Here is a 16,381-nt window from a genome sequence, read left to right as displayed (position 1 = left end):
CCATCAACGGAGAAACACCATGTGCAATGCCTGTATCATCGAGGGCGTGCGGCAGCAGGCCCAGTCACGCCGGTCCTTCCTCGCGCGCTCGGCGGCGGCGGGGGTTGCGGCACTCGCCGCCAGCGCCGTGAGCGCGCGGGAAACGCTGGCGCAGAGTTCGGGCAAGGTCGTCGACCTCACCCACACCTTCGACGACAAGTTCCCCACCTTCGATGGCAAGCCCGGCATCGCCATGGAGAAGGTCGAGGACTTCAAGACCAACGGCTACACCATCTTCAAGCTCACCATCTTCGAGCATTCGGGCACCCACATCGATGCGCCGCTGCATTTCACGGCCGATGGCACATCGGTTGCGGATCTCGCGCCGGAAAACCTCGTCTGCCCGCTCTGCATCGTCGACATCAAGGCCAAGGCGAAGGAGGATCCCAACGCCATGGTGAGCAAGGCGGATATCGAGGCCTGGGTTTCGGCCAATGGCGCGCTCCCCAAGGGCGCCTGCGTCGCCATGAATTCCGGCTGGTCCGCCAGGGTGGGTGACCCCAGCTACCGCACGCTGCCCGATGGCAAGTTCGCCTTCCCCGGCTTCTCGAAGGAGGCGGTGGAACTCCTGGCGGAGGCCGGCGCCGCGGCCATCGCGGTCGACACGCTGTCGCTCGATCCCGGCAACTCGCAGGATTTCGCCGTGCACAATACCTGGCTGCCCGGCGGGCGCTATGGCATCGAGAATGTCGCCAATCTTGATCTCCTGCCGGTGAAGGGCGCCACCATCTTCGTGGGCGCGCCCAAGCACCGCGGTGGCACCGGTGGCCCGGCGCGCGTGATGGCGGCCTTCTGATGGCAACGCTTCCCTTGCTCGACGACGAGGCGGTGGGGGCGGAAGCCCGCGCCGTCTTCGACGACATCCGCGCGAGGCGCAACACGGATTACGTCAACAATTTCTGGCGCGCGCTCGCGCATGACCCGGCCCTTCTCAAATCCACCTGGGAGCGCGTGCAGGAGGTAATGGCGCCGGGCGAGCTGGACCCGCTGGTGAAGGAGCTGATCTATGTGGCGGTCTCCACCGTCAATGGCTGCAGCTACTGCGTCCACTCCCACACGGCAGCGGCACGCGCCAGGGGCATGACGCCGGGCCAGCACGCGGAGCTCCTGCGCGTGGTGGCGCTGGCCAGCCAGACCAACGCGCTGGCCCATGCGCTGCAGGTGGAACCGGACGGCCGCTTCAAGGCGTAAGGCGGCCTACTTCACCGACCCCGAGGTCAGCCCTTTCACGATGTAGCGCTCGAGGAACACGCCGATGACGATCAGCGGCAGGATGGCGGCGGACGACAGTGCGGCCATCGACCACCACGAGATGCCCTGGGAGCCCGTCTGGCTCGCCACCATCACCGGCAGCGTCTTGGCGTAGCTCGAGGTCAGCAGCGCGGCGAAGAAATACTCGTTCCAGCACAGGATGACGGAGAGGATGAAGGCCGCCACCATGCCTGGCAATGCGATGGGCAGGATAATGCGGAAGAAGGCGCCCCAGGTGGAGCAGCCGTCGACCAGGGCCGCCTGTTCCAGCTCCTGCGGAATGGTGTCGAACTGATCCTTCATGATCCAGATCACGATGGGCAGCACCGACAGCGTGTAGATGAGGATCAGCCCCACCATGGAGTCGAGGAGTGCGAGCTCCTTGTAGAGCACGAGGAAGGGCATCGCGAGGACCACGGGCGGCAGGATGAGCTGGGAGAGGAAGAAGAACGAGATGTCGCGGTTCTTCCAGATCTTCCAGCGGTAGGAGAAGCGGCTCAGGCCATAGGCCGCCATGGAGCCCAGGATCAGCGCCAGGATTGAAGCCCCCACCGAGGCCTGGATCGAGTTCCAGAAGCGCTTGATGAATTCGGCGCGGGGCGTCGACTCGGTGAAGATCGTGTCGGGCGAAAGCCCGATGGCGCGCAGGCCCAGCCAGTTGGGCTTGTAGTCCACCCAGGGGATGATGTTGCCCATCTGCACGTCTTTCGCCACCTTGAAGGTGGTGGAGAAGGTCCAGAAAATCGGGAACAGCGCAATGATCGTCCACAGGATCAGCGCCGCATAGATGAGGATGCGCTTCAGGGCATGGGGCATCACGTTGCCCTCTGCATGTAGCGGCTGGTGAACTTCAGCAGCAGCGCCACGAAGATGATGATGAGGATCAGATAGACCTCGGCGATCATCGTGCCATAGCCGACGTTGGAGCGGTCCTTGTAGACGCGGAAGATATAGCTCGAGATCGTGTCGGTGGCCCCGCCCGGACCGCCGGATGTGGTGTTGATCACGATGTCGGCAAGCTTCAGCTGGAAGATGATGCGCAGCACGATGGTGGTGACCGAGACCGGCAGCATCAGCGGGAATGTGATCTGCCAGAAGCCCTGCCAGCCGGTGGCGCCGTCGACTTTTGCCGCCTCCTGCACGTCCTTGGGGAGCGCCTGCAGGCCGGCCAGGATCATGATCATCATGAAGGGGATCCACACCCAGGCATCCATCAGCGCGATCGTCGTCTTGGCGAGCCAGGGCGTGGTCAGCAGTGTGGGCTGTTCCCAGCCGAGCCAGCGCAGCAGGTTGGTGACGGGGCCGAAGCGGTATTCCAGCATCGACTTGCCGATCATCCAGCTCACCGCAACGGGAGAGAGCATGAATGGCAGCAGGAAGGCGACGCGGAAGAACTTCTGCGCCTTGATGTCGGCGTTGAGCAGCATGGCAAGGCCGAAGGCGATCGCGTACTGCACGATCACGGTCGCCACATAGAACACCATGTTGCCGAGCGCGTTCCAGAAATAGGGATCGGCGATCAGCTGCCAGAAATTGGCCAGCCCGTTGAAGCTGCGCCCGCCGGCCGATTGCAGGTTCCAGTCGGAGAAGGCGATGTAGAATCCGAAAAATGTGGGGAAGATGACGAGGGCGAGCGTGAAGAACACGGCGGGCAGCACGAATACGGCGCGCCAGCCTGCCTCCCCGTCGCGCAGCACCAAACCCCAGCAGAAGGCGATACTCCACGCGATATAGGCCAGAAACACAGGCTGCCAGTTGGAAAAGCCCCAGGAAAAATATCCCGTCACATAGAGAAGCTGCACGGCCGCAATCGCACAGAGCAGCAGCGTCGCCCCGCGGATCAGCAGGCTCCCCAGCCGTTGGCGTCCGGGCGGGACATGCTGTGCGACGGCCTCGTGGCCCGTGGCTGCGGCGGAAGAGGTCATGGAGCGGAAAAAAGGTCCTTCCGAGAAATGAAAAAGGGCCGGCAGCATGGCGCGCTGCCGGCCCCCTCGCGTGGCTTACATGCCGAGCGACTTCTTGTAGAGCTTGATCTGGTTGTCGCGGCCGAGCTGGTCGGTGCGCTTCTCCCAGGCGGCGGCGATGGCGTCGGCGCCCGCCTGCGCCGTCATCTTGCCGGCGTAGATGTTGGAGAGAATATCCTCGGCTTCCGAATAATACTGGAAGATGCCGGGGATGCGCGGCTCGATCGCGGCATTCGGGTGGTTGTAGGAATTGGCCTGCGAGGCGAGGTAGTTCGCGATGAACTTCTCGTCATAGCCCGCCCCCACCCACTCCGGAATGTTGAAGTGGCTCTGGCGGTAGGGCTGGAAGCCCGACGGATAGGCCGCCATCCACAGCGAGATGTCCTTGCCGCCCAAGTGAGCCGCAAGCGACCAGGCTGCCTTCTGCTTCTTCGGGTCGGCATCGACGCGGGCCATCACATAGATGCCCCAGCCGATATAGGCCATGTTCGGCGCGTAGTTCGGTCCCGACGCGAGCGTCTCCCACTTGCCGGCGGCATGGTTATAGACATCCGGCGAGCCGGGCAGAATGTCGAAGGCCGTCTTGCCCTGGATGACGGAGCTGTCATTGGTGTTGACGTTCGAGCCGATGTCGCCCCACCAGGAGAGCATGGAGCCCGTGCCGGCGAGGAACTGCTGGAAGCCCGTGGTGCCGGGGTCGGCGTTGAGCTGGTCGGCCGGCTCGAAGGGCAGGCAGTCCAGCACGTCTTGGATGGCGCGCACCCAGCCGGGGTTGTTGACCATCGGCTTCATCGTGTCCGGTTCGAACAGGAAGGCCTTGGAGTCGGGGTGCTTCACGTAAGCCGTGGCGCGGCTTCCGAGGAAGTAGAAGCCGAAGCCGCCCCAGCCCTTGGCCGGATCGAGATAGCCATAAAGGTCCTGGCCGTCGATCTGCTTGCCTTTCAGGAACTTGGTCGCGGCATTGACCTCCTGCCACGTGCGCGGCGCCTTCCAGTCGCCCTGGCCGCCAGCCTTCTTCCACTCCTCGGCAAGCGCCGCGTTCTCGAACACGTCGGAACGGTAGTTGAAGTTATGGCAGTCGCCGTCGCAGGAGACGCGATAGGTCTTGCCGTCCCAGGTGCCGACGGGGGCCTTGAGGTAACCGACATAGTCATCCATGTCGATCTGCTTCTTGACCCAGTCCGGCATCTCGGAGGCAAGGCCCTTGCCGCAGACGTCGCCCTCGAAGGGGGCGCCCATTTCAATGACGTCGAAGTCCACCGTGCCGGTGGCGATCGACTGTTGCAGGCGCGCGTTATAGTCGGCCTGCGCCAGGTCGATCCAGTTGATGGTGGCGCCGGTGTAGTCCGCCCAGGCCTTGGACAGGCCGCGGAACAGCACGTTATGGACGTTCTGGTTGTTGAGGCCCATGAACGACAGTTCGACGCCCTTGAACTCGCCTTCCTGCACGTTCTGCTTCGTCGGCCCAAGGGTCATCTCGCCGACCTTCTGCCAGTCGGCATCCGTCGGCTGGCCCTTGCCCACGCCGGGGATTTTCAGGATGGCGGCGCGAATGTCGTCCTGCGCGAAAGCGGTGGAGACGTTCAGCGCCGGGCCGCCCACGGCGGCCATGGCGGCCGCACCGGCCGCGCCCTTCAGCATGGCGCGGCGGCTCAGCATGTAGTTGTAGAGATCGATTCTCATGAGTTCGGGTCCTCCCTGGAGCGTCCGTTGCAGGTTGTTGCGATATCTCTCCCGGCTGCCTCGCTTTTTTCATGAGGCTCACAGGGATCGTGGTGGAACGCCGCGCCGACTATGCAACAGCGATTTGCAAAGTCAACGAAGCGCAAGCGCGAAACAGGCACGCCGCGGTCAACTTGTCGTGCACCGCAATATGTGCGGCGCACAAGCGGCGGGGTTGGGAGCGAATAGCGGGTAGCGAATAGGGTTTTCAAATCCCGGAGATGAAATATCGAACACTGTGCCTCACCCACTATTCGCTATTCGCTCCTCTCCTATATCCGGCTGCCCGTCTTCGCATCGAACAGGTGGACCAGCGAAACATCCGGCGTCATGGCGATCATCTCGCCCGGCGCCACCGAGACCCGCTCGCGGAACACGCCGGTAATCTTCTCGCCCGCCAGCTTCGCCACCACCTGCGTCTCGGCGCCCGTCGGCTCGATCACCGTCACCTGCGATCTCACATCCCCGCCCAGCACCAGGTGCTCGGGCCTGATGCCATAGACCGCCTCGCGGCCATCCGATCCGGGCGGGGCTGACGCAAGCGGCAGCTTCGTGCCGTCCGCTGCCTCGAAATGCGGCTGGCTGCCGCCGCGGATCGTGCCCTTGAACATGTTCATGGCGGGCGAGCCGATGAAGCCCGCGACGAAGAGGTTGGACGGTCGGTCATAAAGCTCGAGCGGCGAGCCCATCTGCTCCACGATCCCGTCATGCAGCACCACGATTCTGTCGGCCATGGTCATGGCCTCCACCTGGTCGTGGGTAACGTAGATCGTCGTGGTCTTCAGCCGTTGGTGCAGCTCCTTGATCTCGGCGCGCATCTGCACGCGCAGCTTGGCGTCGAGGTTGGACAAGGGCTCGTCGAACAGGAACACCTGGGGCGCCCTCACGATGGCGCGGCCCATGGCCACGCGCTGGCGCTGCCCGCCCGAAAGCTGGCGCGGATAGCGCGCGAGATAGGGCATGAGGTCCAGGATCTCGGCCGCGCGCTTCACCCGCGCATCGATCTCCGCCTTGGGCGTCTTCCGCAGCTTCAGCGCGAAGCCCATGTTCTCGGCCACCGTCTTGTGCGGGTAGAGCGCGTAGTTCTGGAACACCATGGCGATGTCGCGGTCCTTGGGCGGCAGCGCGTTCACCACCTTGTCGCCGATCTTGATGTCGCCGCCGGTGATCTCCTCCAGCCCCGCGATCATGCGCAGCAGGGTTGATTTGCCGCAACCGGAGGGCCCGACGAGGGCCACGAACGCGCCATCGGCAATGGGGATCGACACGCCATGGATGACCGCCTGGTCGCCATAGCTCTTGCGCACGTCTATGATTTCGACCGAAGCCAAGTCACGCCCCCCTTGAACCTGCCTGGGGTCTTGCGCCCCGCTTGCCGAGGGCGGAGACTAGGGCAGCTTTTCCACTCCGTCGAGTGCTTCCTCGCCAAAGGATTTCCATGCGCTATGAAATGATGCTCCCCCACCAGATCCGCGCGGCGATCGCGGCCAATACACCCGTCGTCCTGCCCTTGGGCGTGCTCGAATATCACGGCGAGCATATGGCCGTCGGCATGGATACGCTGGCCGTCACCCGCGCGCTGGACCTCCTCGAACAGGAGGCCGAAATCGTCATTCTGCCGCCCTTCTATTATGGCGCGGCGAGCTATGCGGTGGAGCCGCCGGAGGGCACCGGTTCGGTGCAGGTCGATTCGACTGCCCTTCATCTCTTCGCGCGCGAGCTGTTCACCGGTCTCATGCGCGTCGGCTTCCGCAACATCCATGCCTTCATCCATCACCAGACGGAGAATTTCGCCACCGGCATGCCCACTGATCTTGCCTTCAAATTCGGCGCCCGCCAGGCGATCTTTGCCTTCCTCGAGAAGACGCGCGGCGAAGGCTGGTGGGGCGATGCGAAGATGGCGGGTTACTACGCCCACCAGGCGTGGGGCAGCGATCCCTTCAACTGGATCAAGATCCACCCCCTCATGACGCGCGAGACCATCGACCAATATCCCTTCGACCACGCGGGCGAGGGCGAGACCTCGCTGATGCTCGCCCTGTGCCCGGAGGCGGTGGACATGGAAAAACGCGACACCGAGCGCTGGTACACCGCCAGCGCCCATGACGCCTCTGCCGAAACGGGCGCGCGCGGCCGCGGCCTGATCCTCGCCCACATGCGCCGCATGCTAGGGTTGCCGCCCCGCGATTGACGCAGCTGCCCGTTCAATCCCATTTGAAAAACAGTCGCCCCGCCGGGGCTTTCGCGATAAGCGCTCGGCATGGCCACGCCCCCAGACTTCGACATCTTCCTCATGGCCCCGCCCGGGCTTGAGGCAGCACTTTACGAGGAAGTGCGCCAGCACCGCTTCAAGGCCGCAAAACAGGTGGCGGCCGGCGTCATGATCAAGGGCGCGTGGAAGGACGTGTGGCGCGCCAATCTCGTGCTTCGCGGCTGCGGCCATGTGCTGGCCCGCATCGGGTCCTTCCGCGTCCAGCATCTGGCGGAGCTCGACCGGCTGGCGCGTGCATTTCCCTGGGGCAATGTATTGCGCAAGGATGTTCCGGTGCGCGTCGAGGCCAGCTGCTCACGCTCGAAGATCTATCATTCGGGCGCGGTGGTCCAGCGCATCGCGCGCGCCATCGCGGAGGAGTTCGACGCACCGCTCCGTGACGATGCGGAGGTGATCGTCAAGGCCCGCATCGAGGACGATCTGTGCACGCTGAGCATCGACAGCTCGGGAGAGTCGCTGCACAAGCGCGGCCACAAGGCGGGCGTGGGCAAGGCGCCCTTGCGTGAAACGCTCGCGGCTCTCTTCCTGCGCCAATGCGGCTTCACCGGAGATGAGCCGGTGGTGGACCCGATGTGCGGCTCCGGCACCTTCGTCATCGAGGCCGCGGAGATCGCGGCTCATCTCGCTCCCGGCCGCACGCGGTCCTTCGCCTTCGAGAAGCTCGCCACCTTCGATGCCGCGATGTGGGACTCGATGAAGGCAGCAGCCTCGCCCCGCCAGCCAACCTTCACCTTCTTCGGCAGCGACCGCGATGCGGGCGCCATCCGCATGGCAACGGAGAACGCGAAGCGCGCCGGCGTCTCCGCCTTCACGCAATTCAGGCAGCAATCGGTGAGCGATCTCGTGGCCCCGCAAGGCCCGCCCGGCCTCGTCATCGTCAACCCGCCCTATGGCGCGCGCATCGGCGACAAGAAACCCTTGTTCGCGCTCTACGGCGCGCTGGGAAAGGTGCTGAAGCAGCGCTTCTCCGGCTGGCGCGTGGGCCTCATCACCGCCGATGCCGCGCTGGCGCGGGCCACGGCGCTGCCATTTCTTCCTATCGCGCCGCCCGTCCTCAACGGCGGCCTGCGGGTCTCTCTCTATCGCACACCGGCGCTGCCCTGAGCCCCCCACAACAATCTCTCCCGCAAAGCGGGAGAGAACGCCCCAACGCAGTTGGGGCCAGTGAGGGGAAGTCAGGCAGTCACCAGCAGCAGGCTTCACTCCCCCTCATCTCCCGCTGCTGATCGCAGCGGGGTCTTCTCCCGCTGGCGCTGGAGAAGATGATTACGCCCAGCTCGCCGCAAACGCTCCCACCGCGATCAGGATGATGATGCAGGCGATCACCCAGTGCCTGGCGGTGAACTGATGCAGGATCATTACTTCGCGATCTTCGGCGTGAAGGCCTGCACCATCAGCCTGGCCTGCTTCACCTGGTCTTCCGTCATGCCCTGGGCGATCTGGTCGCGGTAACTGGCGGCATTGTCGAAGCCCGGCTCGTTGGCGCAGAGGTCGAGCCACATGTAGGCGGCGATCGGGTCCGGCTTCACGCCGCGGCCCTTCCAATAGGCAAGCCCCACCTCGTACTGGGCCTGCGGCTCGCCCTGGTTCGCCGCCAGCAGCAGCCAGTTCATGCCCGCCGCCTCGTCCTGTTTCACCACGTCCTGGCCCTTCATCAGCCACCAGCCGAGCCTCAGCTGGGCTTCCACATTGCCCGTCTTGGCGGCTTCGCCCCACCAGAAGATGGCCTGTTTGTTGTCCAGCTCCACGCCGTTGCGGTTCTCGCCCTTCTGGCCCCAGCTGCGCGGCCCATACATTTCGCCGATGAGGTAGGCGGCTTCCGCATTGCCATCCTTGGCATAGGGCAGCAGCAGCGACAGCGCCTTGGCATAGTCCTCGCCCTGGAAGGCGGTGAGCCCGTCCTGATAGGCATCGGCCCAGGCCAGACCGCTCGAGGCGGCCATGATGGCAAGCGCCAGGCCGCCGGCGCGCAGATCGAAGGTCATCGGAAAACTCCTGTGCAAGATCGCGCCGGCCCCAAGCGGACCCGGTGACGGCATCGACGCGACTTCACCTCTAGGCCAGGGGGCGGGGCAGGGCAATAGGGCCAGTCTCTTACCAAAGAACCGTCACCCCAGCGAAAGCTGGGGTCCAGCTTCGGGCATCGGCCCTGCGGAGAGCTGGATCCCAGCTTTCGCCGGGCTGACGGCAGGGAGTGTGTGGCCGCCTGGTTGGGCAACAAAATTCCGCAACGCTTGCCCAATTATGTCCCTTTCGTGTCCGCATCCCGGCTTCCCGCGTCGCGCAACAAAATTTCGCAACCCTCCGCGGTTGCACCGTGCGCGCCGGAGCCGTGTCAACGGCGACAACGCTTTTGCATCCCAAAAAGCGTCCGCCGGCAACACGCAGCACCGCATTTGCATCACCCGATCTCCCCGGTTATGGACCCCGGTGTCCCCGCCCTCTGGTTCTAGGCTCCAGGTGGACGGTGGCGCTAGAAGGCACCCAACCCGATTTCACGCGAGGACTGACCCCATGCGCATGACCACCGAAGAGGCTTTCGTCAAGGTTCTCCAGATGCACGGCATCGAGCATGCCTTCGGCATCATCGGCTCCGCCTTCATGCCGATCTCGGACCTCTTCCCCAAGGCCGGCATCACCTTCTGGGACTGCGCCCACGAAGGCTCCGGCGGCATGATGGCCGACGGCTACACCCGGGCGTCGGGCAAGATGAGCATGATAATCGCCCAGAACGGCCCGGGCATCACCAACTTCGTTACCGCTGTAAAAACAGCCTATTGGAACCACACACCACTCCTCCTGGTCACGCCTCAGGCCGCCAACAAGACCATCGGCCAGGGCGGCTTTCAGGAAGTGGAGCAGATGGACCTGTTCAAGGACATGGTGGGCTACCAGGAGGAGGTGCGTGACGCTTCCCGCGTGGCGGAGGTCCTCAACCGCGTCATCATGAACGCCAAGCGCCTCTCGGCCCCGGCCCAGATCAACATGCCGCGCGATTTCTGGACCCAGGTCATCGACATCGAGCTTCCCGCCGTTGTCGTCTTCGAGCGCCCGTCGGGCGGTGAGGACGCTATTGCGGCTGCCGCTAAGCAGTTGTCGGAGGCCAAGTTTCCGGTCATCCTCAATGGCGCGGGCGTCGTCCTCGGCAATGCCATTCCAGCGTCGAAGGCGCTGGCCGAGCGGCTCTCTGCCCCGGTCTGTGTGGGCTACCAGCACAATGATGCCTTCCCGGGCTCGCACCCGCTCTTCGCCGGTCCGCTCGGCTACAACGGCTCCAGGGCCGCCATGGAACTGATCGGCCGGGCCGACGTGGTGCTCGCACTCGGCACCCGCCTCAACCCTTTCTCGACCCTCCCCGGTTATGGCCTGGACTACTGGCCCAAGGAGGCACGAGTCATCCAGGTCGACATCAACCCCAACCGCATCGGCCTCACCAAGAAGGTCACGGTCGGAATCGTGGGCGATTCCAAGAAGGTGGCGGAAGGTATCCTGGCCAAGCTGTCCCCCTCCGCCGGCGACTCCGGCCGGGAAGAGCGCAAGAACCTGATCGCCCAGACCAAGTCGCGCTGGGCCCAGCAGCTCTCCTCCATGGACCACGAGGACGACGATCCGGGCACCACCTGGAACGAGCGTGCCCGCAAGGCCAAGCCCGGCTGGATGAGCCCGCGCATGGCCTGGCGCGCCATCCAGGCGGCGCTGCCCAAGGAGGCCATCATCTCCTCCGACATCGGCAACAACTGCGCCATCGGCAACGCCTACCCGACCTTCGAGCAGGGCCGTAAGTATCTGGCGCCAGGCCTTTTTGGCCCCTGCGGCTACGGCCTGCCATCGGTCGTCGGCGCCAAGATCGCCTGTCCCGGCGTGCCGGTCGTGGGCTTCTCCGGTGACGGCGCCTTCGGCATCGCGGTGACGGAATTGACCGCCATTGGCCGCAAGGAATGGCCGGCCATCACCCAGGTCGTGTTCCGGAACTACCAGTGGGGCGCCGAGAAGCGCAACTCGACCCTCTGGTATGACGACAATTTCGTGGGCACCGAACTCGACACACAGGTGAGCTACGCCGGCATTGCAAAAGCCTGCGGACTTCAAGGAGTTGCCGCCTATACCATGGACGAGTTGCGCGATGCCCTCGCCAAGGCGGTCGAGGACCAGATGAAGCACGGCAAGACCACGCTGATCGAGGCGATGATCAACCAGGAACTGGGCGAGCCCTTCCGCCGCGACGCCATGAAGAAGCCGGTCGCGGTCGCCGGCATTGACGCCAAGGACATGCGCCCGCAAACCGTGTAAGCCTGTGGCCGGAGCCCAGGAGTCGGGGTTCCGTCACGTTTTCGCTGCAATGGCTTGGTGTTACGGCGGCCGGGAATATCAGGGATCACCATGGCTGAATCGCAGAAGGCATCCGAGATCCGCGAGCGCGCCCGCGCCTGGCGTGACATCATGCTGCAGATGACGGCCACCATCATGATCCCGCTGACCATTGCCGGGATGGGCCTCTACTACACCCGCTGGCAGCAGAATGTGAATGATTTGAAGACGATGATCGATCTGGTCTCGGACAACAAGCCGGAGCGCCAGAAATACGGCATCGCCATGTTCGAGTACCTGCTGAAGAACGACAAGGTGCCGGTCGAGTTCGTGGCGGCTCAGCTTGACTATGCCAACAACGCCTCCGACCCGCAGCTGCTGCCCGCCATGGAGCGCGCGCTGACCAAGGCGGCGCAGTCCAACGCCAATGTTCAGGCCGTCTTCAAAGAAGCGGTCGAGCGCCTGCCGTCTCGGGTTTTCGTCAATGTTCTCAACGAGCAGCAGCGCGCCTGTTTCTCGAAGCTGTTGACTGGCCTCAAGGACAATGATGGAGCCGCCATCACCGTGCCCTCCATCGCCATGGCGAAGTGGGACGGAAAGGTGAATGAAATCCGCGCCATGAACGACCATGACGTGCCGAAGGCCGAGGCCATTGCCGAATGGCTCCGCAACATCGGCTTCGACATCCAGGTGGTCAACCTCACCAAGATCTGGGACGGCGCCAGGAAAGTGCGCCCCAACACCTTCGAAATTTGGTTCGGCGACAAGGACTTGCCGCCCATCTGCACCGGCAAGGACGTAACCCTCGCATCGCCGCCGCCGTCGAACTGATCAGAGCCGGTAGGCCCGTCTCCCATTGTCGCGGAACAGCTTGCGCTTTTCTTCGGGAGTGCAGCCCGCGGTTGCCCAGTCAAGCACCTGAATCCAATCGGTATATTTTCCTGCCAGCTCCGCCACCGGCCAGTCGCCACCATACATGATGCGGTCGAACCCGAAGCTGCCGATGACGTGGTCGATGTAGGGCCGCAGCTGTTCGCGGTTCCAGTTTTCGTGGTCAGCTTCGGTGGTTAGGCCAGAGAGCTTGCACATCACATTGGGCAGTTGCGAGAGCTCGCGGATGTGTCGCTTCCACGGTTCCATCAGACCGTCCTTGATGCCTGGCTTGCCGATATGGTCGAGGATGAAAGACACCTCGGGGCAGTGGCGGACGAACTCGATGACGTTGCCGAACTGATGATGGTAAATGCAAATATCGAAGCTAAAGTTATACTTAGGCAGTAGTTTTGTTGCTGCAATGAAGTCCGGACGCAACACGAATTCGGGGTCGGACTTGTTCTGGATGAGACGGCGGATGCCGCGCACGACGGGCAAGCGGGAGAGCTTTTCGAGATCGGCCTCGAGCTTCAGCCCCTCTTCGAGCGGCAGGGAGGCGACACAGCCTTTGAGCCGCAAGTCGCTGCGGGCCAACTCCTGCACCCACGCGGCCTCTTCCATGTGCTGGGGATAGTCGACGTCGACCTCGACGAAGACCATGTTTTCAATGACATAGGGTTTGGCCGCCTGTTCGAGATCGTGGATCGTCCAGTCGCGCCCCAGTTTGGGCGCGCCGCTCGCCCAGCCATACTTGAACTTGGAGGTGTCGAGCAGGTGGACATGGGTATCGGTGATGGGAAAATCGATCATGGCGCTCCGTCCCGGTTGCTCCGGGCAGGCTAGCCCATCACCGGGCGGAGGTGAACTCGTCGATTGCGGTGAGGAACTGCCCCACCTCGGCCGGCGAATTGTAATGGCTGAAGGAAATGCGGATGCAGTCCTTGAGGCCCATCGGGGCCAGCACATTGCCGCTGTAATGGTCAGCCTTGCGGGTGTGGGTGCGGATGCCGCGGCCGTTGAGGAAGCTGACCACCTCCTCGCTGGTGATGCCCTCGAGCCATACCGAAACGACGCCCTCGCGCCGAGCATTATCCGCCCCGCCGATGATGTGGAGGCCGGGAATGTCCTTCAGTCCCCGCAGGTTACCGGTGCCGTTGACCATGGCCTCAGCGAGCATATGCTCGTGACCGTGGATGGCCTGCGCCGCGGCCTCGAGGCGGGCGCGGCGGTCATCGCTCTTGGTGAAGTGACTGCCGAGCCAGTCGAAGTAGGTGACGACGTCGGAGAAGGTGGCATAGCTCCCCGTGTCGCGCGTGCCCATCTCCCAGCTGGTCGCGGGGCCGCCAATGACGGTTTCCTTCGTGCAGGCCGTGAGACGGTCCGACGCCCAGCCCACGCCATAGCCGTGGCGCGAGAACACCTTGTAGGGCGAAATCGCATAGCCATCGATGCCGAGGGCGGCAATGTCCACTGCCCCATGGCTCGCATGCTGGATGCCATCGACGATGATGAAGCAATCAGGCGATACCTTGCGGATGGCTGCAGCGATGGCGCCGGCATCCACGGTCATACCGGTGACCGGCGAGGTGTGGACGAGGGTGGCGACGCGGACATCCGGCGTGATGTAGCGTGCATAGGCGGCAGCCTCGACGCATCCTGTGGCATCTTCATGCGGCACAAGCACATGGGCACGTCCCGTCACCTCCGCCCAGCGCGCCATGGCGCTGCGCGAGGCGGGGTGCTCCAGTGTCGTCGACAGCAGGATACCGCCGGGGGCCGCACCCAGCGCTGCCGTGCGGACGAGGCGGAACAGCACTTCGGTGCCGCTCTCGCCCACAAAGACCTGCCCGGAAAAAGCATTGAAAAACAGCCGCATGTCGGCCTTGGCCTTGTCGATCGCCGCCATCAGGGCCTTGGACGCCGGGTTGTCGCGGCCCTGATTGTCGGGGATGGCGGCATAGAGCGCGGAGGTCTCCACCACCGACTTCAGTGTGAGGGCGCCCCCGGCATTCTCGAAAAACACGCGGGGCCCGGAGAAGGGGCAGGCCTCGACATGCGCGAAACGGGCGCGGACAGTATCGAGTAGGGCGGGCGTGAACATGAACACGGCACTCCGGAGTTATGGCGCCGGAATGCACGTGATTGCCCTACCTGGCAAGCACTCCCGCCATCTCCCCGTCTATACACACGTGTGGGAGGGATGGGAAAGATAAAGACGCGCAGGGAGGCAACGTGTCAGGGAACAACGCTGGTCACGATGCTCGTCTTGTTCAGCTTGGTCGCAATGCCGAAGACAGCGCGGAGTCTGGCGGGTTGGCTGACGAGGCCCTGGTAATCCCCCACGAAAAGGCCATTGGCATAGGGAGCATTCAGCATGTTGAAGGAGGTTGAGGTGAGGCGCGTCTCGTTGCCCCAGCTTCCGGCCGAACGGCAATCCGCCTCGCTGGGCATACAGGAAATGGCCCAGTAGTCGGCCAATTCCTTACTCCTGCTCCTGGGCGGATCGTTGCGGAAATCATAGTAAGTGATGACGACGCGGGAATTGCCATCGACCGCGATCGAGGGCACGAAGGCCTGCGTGCGGTACTTGTCGGGACTGGGCGGTGTCTTGTTGACAATCGCCGGCGGCGACCAGCTGGCGCCGGAGTTGGACGACATCGCGAAGGCGACCCGTTCGACGCCGCCGCCGCCAGTGTCCTGCCAGGTCAGATAGAGCCGGCCACTGTTGCGGTCATAGGCGACATCGAAGAGAATACTTCCGTCGCGCACCGATTTCTTGCGGTCGGGCGTGATGGTGCCGGTGAGGCTGCCATTGATCGCCGCGGCATCGACGGGCGCGCCGAAACTGGCGCCATGGTCGGTCGACTTGACGTAGCGGATCTTGACGGGGCCGGTTTCTGGGATGTCGGTGAAGAACACCAGCACATCCCCATTGTTCAGCACCACGGCCTGATTGGCGATCGTCTGGGCATTGGCTCCGGGATCATAGATGATCCTGGCAGTTTCCCAAGTCTGGCCGGAATCGATGGTCCGCGTGAAGAAGGTAGGGCCGAAGGTGGAGGCGCTTGTGGCGGGCGTCATACCGCTGGCCTTTGCGGCCATTTTGGCGCGCAAGCGCTCGCGGGCAATCACCACCCCGTCTGGGTAGCCGTCAGGCGCGCCGGCCACGCCGGCTGCGCCGCCAGCCCCCTCCCCGCCATCGGCGTCCACGCCGCCCTTCAACTGGTCCCAGACTGCATAGACATAGCGCGAATCCGCCGGGTCGGCGGTGATGGCGTTCTTGTCGTTGAAGATTGTGGGGTCGGTGTCGCGCCTCAGCACGGTGGGGTTGCCCCAAGTGGCGCCGCCGTCGGTGGAGCGATTGACCAGCATGGCGTTGACGCCCGGCTTATTGCCTACGGGATCCGTGAAGGTGAGGCTCATCACATAGGCGTTGCCGTTGGGCGAAATGGCCGTCCAGGGGTCGCTGGCGCGGTTATAGGCGAAGTCTCCCGTGCCGCCGGAACACTTGTTGATGCCGGGCACGACCACCCTGGTCCAGTTCGCGCCGCCGTCGGTGGAATTGGCCGAAACGATGCCCCGGGAACCGCCATTGCTCCAGCGGTCCTGCTGCCAGGCCGCCACGAGGCGCGTGGAATCGGTTGGGTGAACGTCAACCCACGGCTCCACCACGGCATTGAGGTAGTTCTTGCCCTTCTCGCCCCTGATCTTGCAGGCGGCGAATGGGCTGGGGCCGCTCACCGGGGCGGGGGTGCCTGCCGACGCCGGCAGGCTGGCGGCAGCCAGCACCAGTGCGGAGAGGGCGGCTGGCAGTGCAAGAGGGCGCGGGAAGCAAGTCATTTTGCGGGCTCCGTGAGGTATTCATTCTGTAACGCTATCAAACTATACGTTAAGTTGCATCAAATTTGTGTCAAGCTTCGCAAGAGGGGCGGTGCGCGCGTCTTGCGATGAT

General features: G+C 63.9%; 14 protein-coding genes. 6 read left to right on the top strand and 8 right to left on the bottom strand.

Going from position 1 to position 16,381, the window contains the following annotated elements:
- Positions 1-19: 19 nt before the first annotated feature.
- Entirely contained in the window at positions 20-835 is an 816-nt protein-coding gene (locus IOC82_RS11125; RefSeq protein ID WP_290546261.1) for a cyclase family protein, read from the top strand.
- Positions 835-1,230 carry a carboxymuconolactone decarboxylase family protein gene (locus IOC82_RS11120; protein ID WP_290546260.1) on the top strand — a complete coding sequence of 132 codons (396 nt, stop codon included), beginning with the start codon at positions 835-837 and terminating at the stop codon, positions 1,228-1,230. Before IOC82_RS11125 ends, IOC82_RS11120 begins: the two co-directional genes overlap by 1 nt.
- A 6-nt stretch (positions 1,231-1,236) precedes the next feature.
- Here IOC82_RS11120 and IOC82_RS11115 read toward each other — a convergent pair whose 3' ends face one another.
- The 4 genes from IOC82_RS11115 to ugpC form a co-directional block, all read right to left on the bottom strand.
- Entirely contained in the window at positions 1,237-2,106 is an 870-nt protein-coding gene (locus IOC82_RS11115) for a carbohydrate ABC transporter permease (RefSeq protein ID WP_290546311.1), read from the bottom strand.
- Complete coding sequence (locus tag IOC82_RS11110; protein WP_290546259.1) at positions 2,106-3,215, bottom strand: carbohydrate ABC transporter permease; 1,110 nt, start codon at positions 3,213-3,215, stop codon at positions 2,106-2,108. Before IOC82_RS11110 ends, IOC82_RS11115 begins: the two co-directional genes overlap by 1 nt.
- Positions 3,216-3,290: 75 nt before the next feature.
- Positions 3,291-4,937, bottom strand: coding sequence for a sugar ABC transporter substrate-binding protein (locus IOC82_RS11105; RefSeq protein ID WP_290546258.1), 1,647 nt, complete (start codon positions 4,935-4,937; stop codon positions 3,291-3,293).
- Positions 4,938-5,248: 311 nt separating this feature from the next.
- Positions 5,249-6,307 carry a sn-glycerol-3-phosphate ABC transporter ATP-binding protein UgpC gene (gene ugpC, locus IOC82_RS11100; protein ID WP_290546257.1) on the bottom strand — a complete coding sequence of 353 codons (1,059 nt, stop codon included), beginning with the start codon at positions 6,305-6,307 and terminating at the stop codon, positions 5,249-5,251.
- Positions 6,308-6,414: 107 nt separating this feature from the next.
- On the opposite strand from ugpC, the gene IOC82_RS11095 reads away from it, so the two are divergent.
- Together IOC82_RS11095 and IOC82_RS11090 are read left to right on the top strand one after the other, a co-directional pair.
- Positions 6,415-7,167, top strand: coding sequence for a creatininase family protein (locus tag IOC82_RS11095; RefSeq protein ID WP_290546256.1), 753 nt, complete (start codon positions 6,415-6,417; stop codon positions 7,165-7,167).
- Positions 7,168-7,236: 69 nt separating this feature from the next.
- Positions 7,237-8,352 carry a class I SAM-dependent RNA methyltransferase gene (locus tag IOC82_RS11090; protein WP_290546255.1) on the top strand — a complete coding sequence of 372 codons (1,116 nt, stop codon included), beginning with the start codon at positions 7,237-7,239 and terminating at the stop codon, positions 8,350-8,352.
- A 254-nt stretch (positions 8,353-8,606) separates the two neighbouring features.
- On the opposite strand, the gene IOC82_RS11085 is transcribed toward IOC82_RS11090, so the two are convergent.
- Positions 8,607-9,233 (bottom strand): tetratricopeptide repeat protein, encoded by a 627-nt coding sequence (locus IOC82_RS11085; protein ID WP_290546254.1) that lies wholly within the window; start codon positions 9,231-9,233, stop codon positions 8,607-8,609.
- Positions 9,234-9,762: 529 nt separating this feature from the next.
- Between IOC82_RS11085 and xsc the strand changes: the two genes are divergently transcribed.
- Together xsc and IOC82_RS11075 are read left to right on the top strand one after the other, a co-directional pair.
- Positions 9,763-11,538, top strand: coding sequence for a sulfoacetaldehyde acetyltransferase (gene xsc / locus IOC82_RS11080; RefSeq protein WP_290546253.1), 1,776 nt, complete (start codon positions 9,763-9,765; stop codon positions 11,536-11,538).
- A 90-nt stretch (positions 11,539-11,628) separates the two neighbouring features.
- Positions 11,629-12,387, top strand: coding sequence for a hypothetical protein (locus IOC82_RS11075; RefSeq protein WP_290546252.1), 759 nt, complete (start codon positions 11,629-11,631; stop codon positions 12,385-12,387).
- On the opposite strand, the gene IOC82_RS11070 is transcribed toward IOC82_RS11075, so the two are convergent.
- The 3 genes from IOC82_RS11070 to IOC82_RS11060 all read right to left on the bottom strand — a co-directional run bounded on the left by IOC82_RS11070 (position 12,388) and on the right by IOC82_RS11060 (position 16,269).
- The gene (locus IOC82_RS11070; RefSeq protein WP_290546251.1) at positions 12,388-13,239 is read right to left on the bottom strand and encodes an amidohydrolase family protein; all 852 of its coding nucleotides are present in this window, start codon (positions 13,237-13,239) and stop codon (positions 12,388-12,390) included.
- A 37-nt stretch (positions 13,240-13,276) separates the two neighbouring features.
- Complete coding sequence (locus IOC82_RS11065; protein ID WP_290546250.1) at positions 13,277-14,530, bottom strand: aminotransferase class V-fold PLP-dependent enzyme; 1,254 nt, start codon at positions 14,528-14,530, stop codon at positions 13,277-13,279.
- 134 nt (positions 14,531-14,664) lie between these two features.
- On the bottom strand, positions 14,665-16,269 hold the full coding sequence (locus tag IOC82_RS11060; protein ID WP_290546249.1) for a sialidase family protein: 1,605 nt from the start codon (positions 16,267-16,269) through the stop codon (positions 14,665-14,667).
- Between the last annotated feature and the right edge of the window lie 112 nt (positions 16,270-16,381).

This window comes from Aestuariivirga sp. (assembly GCF_020252395.1).
In the GTDB taxonomy this organism is placed as follows: Bacteria; Pseudomonadota; Alphaproteobacteria; order Rhizobiales; family Aestuariivirgaceae; genus Aestuariivirga.
Note: the sequence above shows the minus strand (reverse complement) of the source record. Positions and strands in the feature narration are given on the sequence as shown.